Raw genomic sequence first — 4,780 nt, forward strand, 5'->3', positions numbered from 1 at the left:
AAAAAGTGTGACAGGAAAATGCCCCAGGTCTGGAACTTGAAACTTGAAACTTGAAACTTGAAACTTGAAACTTGAAACTTGAAACTTGAAACTTGAAACTTGATCCCAAACTCGATACGTCACGAACGGCCTGTCCGTCGTCGCATTCCACGGCCAACAAGATCGGTCGTGTGTTGTGGGGCGTGTGCTGGTGGGTCTTGTTTCGACCTTCGCCTCGGATCGTGTTCCGATGGCGAGTCCTGGTGTTGCGTAGTTTTGGGGCGACGGTGACGGCCGAATCTCGGATCGACCCGACGGTTCGGATTTGGGCGCCGTGGAATCTGACGATCGGGCGCAACAGTTCGATCGGGCATCATGTGGATGTCTACAACGTCGCACCGATCAGCATCGGCGACAACGCGACGGTTTCACAGTACAGTTACCTGTGCGCCGCCTCCCACGACTTGGCCGATCCGACGATGAAACTGACGACGTCGCCCATTCGAATCGAGCATGCGGCGTGGGTCTGCGCCAAGGCGTTTGTCGGCCCCGGCGTGACGGTCCATGAAGGTGCCGTGGTCGGGGCTTGCGGCGTGGTCACCAAGGATGTGCCCGAGTGGACGATTGTCGCCGGCAATCCGGCCCGCGAGATCCGCAAGCGGGAAATCAACGCATGACGCAAGCTCGATCGGACAGTGCTGATCGGTCGACGCGATTGCCAGTTTCGGTGGTCGTACTCGCCAAGAACGAAGAAATCAACATCGCGCGGTGTGTGGATGCATTGGCGTGGGCGGATGAAGTCGTCGTGGTCGATGATGCGTCGACCGATGCGACCGTGGCATTGGCCGAGCAGTCGGGGGCTCGCGTCGTCAGTCATCCCTTTGCGTCGTTCGCGCGTCAGCGGAATTGGGCACTCGATCATGCCGGCCTGCGAAACGAATGGGTATTGATGCTGGATGCGGACGAGGTTTCCACCGCGGAATTTGCCGAGGAAATTGGTCGGGCGATTGAGTCGGCCGGTCCCGAAGTGGTCGCTTTTCGCACGTGCCGAAAGACGATGCTCGACGGCGTCTGGTTGAAATATTCTGACGGATTTCCCGTTTGGATCATGCGGTTGGTTCGGCGCGGTCGCGCGCGGTTTGAAGACAGCGGTCATGGTGAAGTGCCGGTGCCCGCGGTCGATGGCGATCTGGGAACGATCCGGTCGCCGTTCATTCACGAAGCGTTTAGCCGCGGAATGGACGATTGGTGGATGCGGCACGTCCGCTATGCGGGCCGCGAAGCGAAACGGGAGTGTGGTCAAGAACGCGATGAATCACCCTGGTTGATCTTCAGTCTCGATGCGAGTCGTCGTCGTCTCGGGCTGCGCTCTCTGGCACGTCGGGTTCCGGCACGCGGTGCAATGCGGTTTTTTTATCAATACGTTTTGATGGGCGGTTTTCGCGACGGCCCCACGGGGCGTCGATTTTGCCGCATGATGGCGTGTTATGAATCGATGATTTCGATTCGCAAATCGGAACCGTCAACAGTTGATCAGAACGGCAACCCCTAGCGAAGCAAATTCTTGGACTCCATTTTCTACATCGTCGTCGCGATCGGCGCACTCTTCGCCGTCACGGATTGGCGTGCCGGTCTGGGGATTGCGATCGTGTTGGATTGCTTTCGCGATCCAATTCGCAAAATGTCCGAAGGCGAACCGACCTTGCTGACCTACTGCGTTTGTGCGGTCTGGGGCGCGGCGTTCCTTAATCTGTTTTTTGGTGGCCATGAGGGATTGCGCAGGGTTCGGATGCGCTTTCCCTGGCTCGAACGGGCGATGATCTGGTATTTGTTTGGGCTGATTCCAGGGGCCGTCTTATCGCTTGCCCTATACCAGAACGGGATTCTGTTGGCGGGACTCGGTATCATTTCCTACGCCGCACCGCTGCTAGGAGTTGCGTTGGGCGCCGCATTGGCGTTCGAACTTAAGTCTCTCAAACGCCTGCTTGAGCTCTACGTGATCGTCAACAGCATCGCACTGATCGGATCGGTGGCGGAATACCTGATGTGGGACTGGCCGGGGCTGGGCGGACTGAAAGGGTTTGAGTGGATCCGGCACATGCCGGGTGTGATTGTTCGACTGATCTCAGGATTCTTTCGCAGTCCCGATATTGCGGGCTTTCATGCGGCCAACACGATGATGGTTTCCGCCATCCTATTGCTCAATCGTGGCGACAAGGCTGGGTTAAAACGACGGATCAACCCGTTGTGGCTGTCCACCGCGATTTGGAGTGTCGTACCGCTGCTGCTTTGTGGACGCCGAAAGATGTTGATCATGCCCGTGATCTTCATCATCGCTTACTTGTTGTACATCCAATTGGCTGCTCGACGCAGTGTGGTGCAGGTTTTGGGATACATCGTGTTGATCGTTGTGATCGGCGCGATTCCGTTGGCAATGTATCGAGACGAAGAAGGCATCGAAGACCACCAGGCGTATTACGCGACGACGATCAGCGATGTTGCACCGCGACTGAAGGACAACGTGGCGGGAAGTGTCATTGGCACGTTGAAACAGTCTGGAGTGATGGGATCGGGCCTGGGAGTGGCGACTCAAGGTGCGCAGCACTTTGCGGTTGAGGCAAGAGAGGGCGTCTGGCAAGAAGACGGCGTGAGCCGACTGTTCAAAGAACTCGGAGTGCCCGGCGTTGTACTGATTTCGATCGCGATCGGGATGGTCCTGAGTCGTTGCCGTCGAGAGATTCGCCGACAACGCTACCTGCCGCTGATCGAGTTACAGGCATTGATCTTTGCACTCGTCATGGCGAACGTCGCCTCGTTTGTCGCCTCCCACCAGCATTTCAGTGGCGATCCCGCCAACGCGTTGTGGGTATTGTTGTTCGGGGGTGTTTTTGTAGGCACGCTGGCGATTCAAAAAGACTTGATCGGGCACCCCCCGCCCGGACGGCCGGTGGCCCGGTGAGGCGGCTTGTCCCAAAACTGTCCAGCTGGCACGAATAAAGGGGAGAAACGCGATAGGAGAGAACATTTGTCCAAGATAGGGGATTTCTACCACCTGCTTATTGAAAATGGCTAAATCGAAACTACACTGAGCACCTGCGTGGCAGTCCACGTTCTGAATTGTGCGTAGTGAACGGAAGAAAAATGAAGAAATTTCTTGGCGGTCTGGCGATTTTGCTCTGCACCACTCTATGTGGGTCGGCGGATGCCGCGACGGTTGGATTCTTGGGATCGATCAACCAGGGGCAACCTGGGCCGATTCTGGGTTCGTTTCCGAGGAATTTTTCGCTCACGTTGAATTACACGATTAATCCGGGGGGCGGAGTGACTCCGGCAACCGGAGCGTTTGAGTTCCCTGCAACCCCGAACACCGGGACGTCAAACCCGAATTCACACCCCCCCATTATGGCCTTGGTCAATGGGAACATCACCGTTGCGAACAACAATGGGCCTGGTGGGACTGACTCCTTCCAATTCAATGGAAATACCCCGGCCGGCCAGCTGAATCCGACTCTGCCGGTGAATTTCTCGTTCACGTTCACGAACCCGGTGAGCACGATCAGTTCGACTTCCGTTGATCCGGTCAACATCGCCAAACTGATCGGCGGCCAGACGTCGATTTCGTTTACCAGTGCGACGGTTTCGGGTGTAGGCGTGATTCGTGGAGCACCCGAGCCGAGTACGATGATCGCCTTGACGGGCTTGATCGCTGGCGGGTGCGGAATCGGATATCGCCGACGGATGAAGGCAAGAGAGGCCGCCGAGGCCGAAGAGTCAATGGCGGAAGAAGCCTGCTAAGAGCGGTTTTTGCTTCCGATTAACGCGATGCATTAGCAAGGTTCTCGTGAAAACGGGAATCTTGCTTTTTTTGTGCCCCAGTCGTTTCTCCCTGGCTTCGCCGCCATCAGATGTGCGACGATAGGAACCGACCGCGGTGGACAATCTAGGAACGCCGGCCTTTCCGCAGAATGCCTCAACATGGAAACTTCGACACACCCGAGATATTTGGCGGCAATCTTTTGGGCGATCGTCTTCATCGCCCCACTCCCTGGTCTGTCCGTCTATCTGGCTTGGTTGAGTGAACTGGATCAGTACGGGTACATCTTCCCGTTGCTGCTCGCCCTCGTTGCGCTGATTTTGTTTCGGTGGGATCACCAGTTTCGGATGCCCGCTGATCCGGTTTCGTTTGTTCTGGTCGGGATGGGAGGAGTGCTGACGCTCTTCGCCTCGTACCGGGCAACGCCTTGGTTTTCCGCGATCGCGTTTGCGCTGATCGTTGCAGGCTGGCTTAGGTCGCATCGCTCGTCATCGGCTGATCGTCATCGGCTGACTTATTTGAGTCTGCTGCTGTTGATGATGATCCGATTGCCATTGAACCTGGATTTGCAACTTGCAGCAAAACTGCAGCGGGTGACGTCGCAAGTCAGCAGCTATCTGCTGGACTCGTTCGGTTTGACCCATTATTTACGGGGCAACGTCATTGAGCTTCCTGGCGGGACATTGTTCGTAGAGGAGGCTTGTAGCGGCGTGCAATCGCTATTTACGGTCTTGTTTTTAGTGTGCCTGTGGATCGTTTTCCGTCGCCGGCCGCTGATCGCAACGCCGGCCTATCTGCTGGCCGGCGTGCTCTGGGCGTTGGTGATGAATATTGTTCGCATCACATCGATCGCCGTTGCGCAAGAATGGTATTCAACGGACCTGTCTAACGGGATGCCGCATGAAATACTCGGTTGGATTTGTCTATGTGGCGCGGTGTTGATGATGCTCTCGACCGATCGATTTCTGCGGGTGATGTTCTACCCCG

Annotated in this window: 5 protein-coding genes; all 5 read left to right on the forward strand. The window is 56.4% G+C overall.

What is annotated here, in order from left to right; genetic code table 11:
• The first annotated feature begins 92 nt into the window (after positions 1–92).
• Complete coding sequence (locus tag ABX749_RS22355; protein WP_372897933.1) at positions 93–656, forward strand: colanic acid biosynthesis acetyltransferase WcaF; 564 nt, start codon at positions 93–95, stop codon at positions 654–656.
• Positions 653–1,531 carry a glycosyltransferase family 2 protein gene (locus ABX749_RS22360; RefSeq protein WP_372897934.1) on the forward strand — a complete coding sequence of 293 codons (879 nt, stop codon included), beginning with the start codon at positions 653–655 and terminating at the stop codon, positions 1,529–1,531. The genes ABX749_RS22355 and ABX749_RS22360 overlap by 4 nt, the downstream gene beginning before the upstream one ends.
• A 12-nt stretch (positions 1,532–1,543) precedes the next feature.
• Positions 1,544–2,938: a hypothetical protein gene (locus tag ABX749_RS22365; protein WP_372897935.1), complete on the forward strand. Its 1,395-nt coding sequence runs from the start codon at positions 1,544–1,546 to the stop codon at positions 2,936–2,938.
• 587 nt (positions 2,939–3,525) lie between these two features.
• Positions 3,526–3,774, forward strand: a complete 249-nt coding sequence (locus tag ABX749_RS22370) for a PEP-CTERM sorting domain-containing protein (RefSeq protein WP_372897936.1) — start codon at positions 3,526–3,528, stop codon at positions 3,772–3,774.
• A 180-nt stretch (positions 3,775–3,954) separates the two neighbouring features.
• Positions 3,955–4,780, forward strand: an 826-nt coding sequence (locus tag ABX749_RS22375; RefSeq protein ID WP_372897937.1) for an exosortase/archaeosortase family protein, incomplete at its 3' end; no start/stop codon positions are given.

It is taken from the genome of Stieleria sp. (genome assembly GCF_041595215.1).
Lineage (GTDB): Bacteria > Planctomycetota > Planctomycetia > Pirellulales > Pirellulaceae > Stieleria > Stieleria magnilauensis.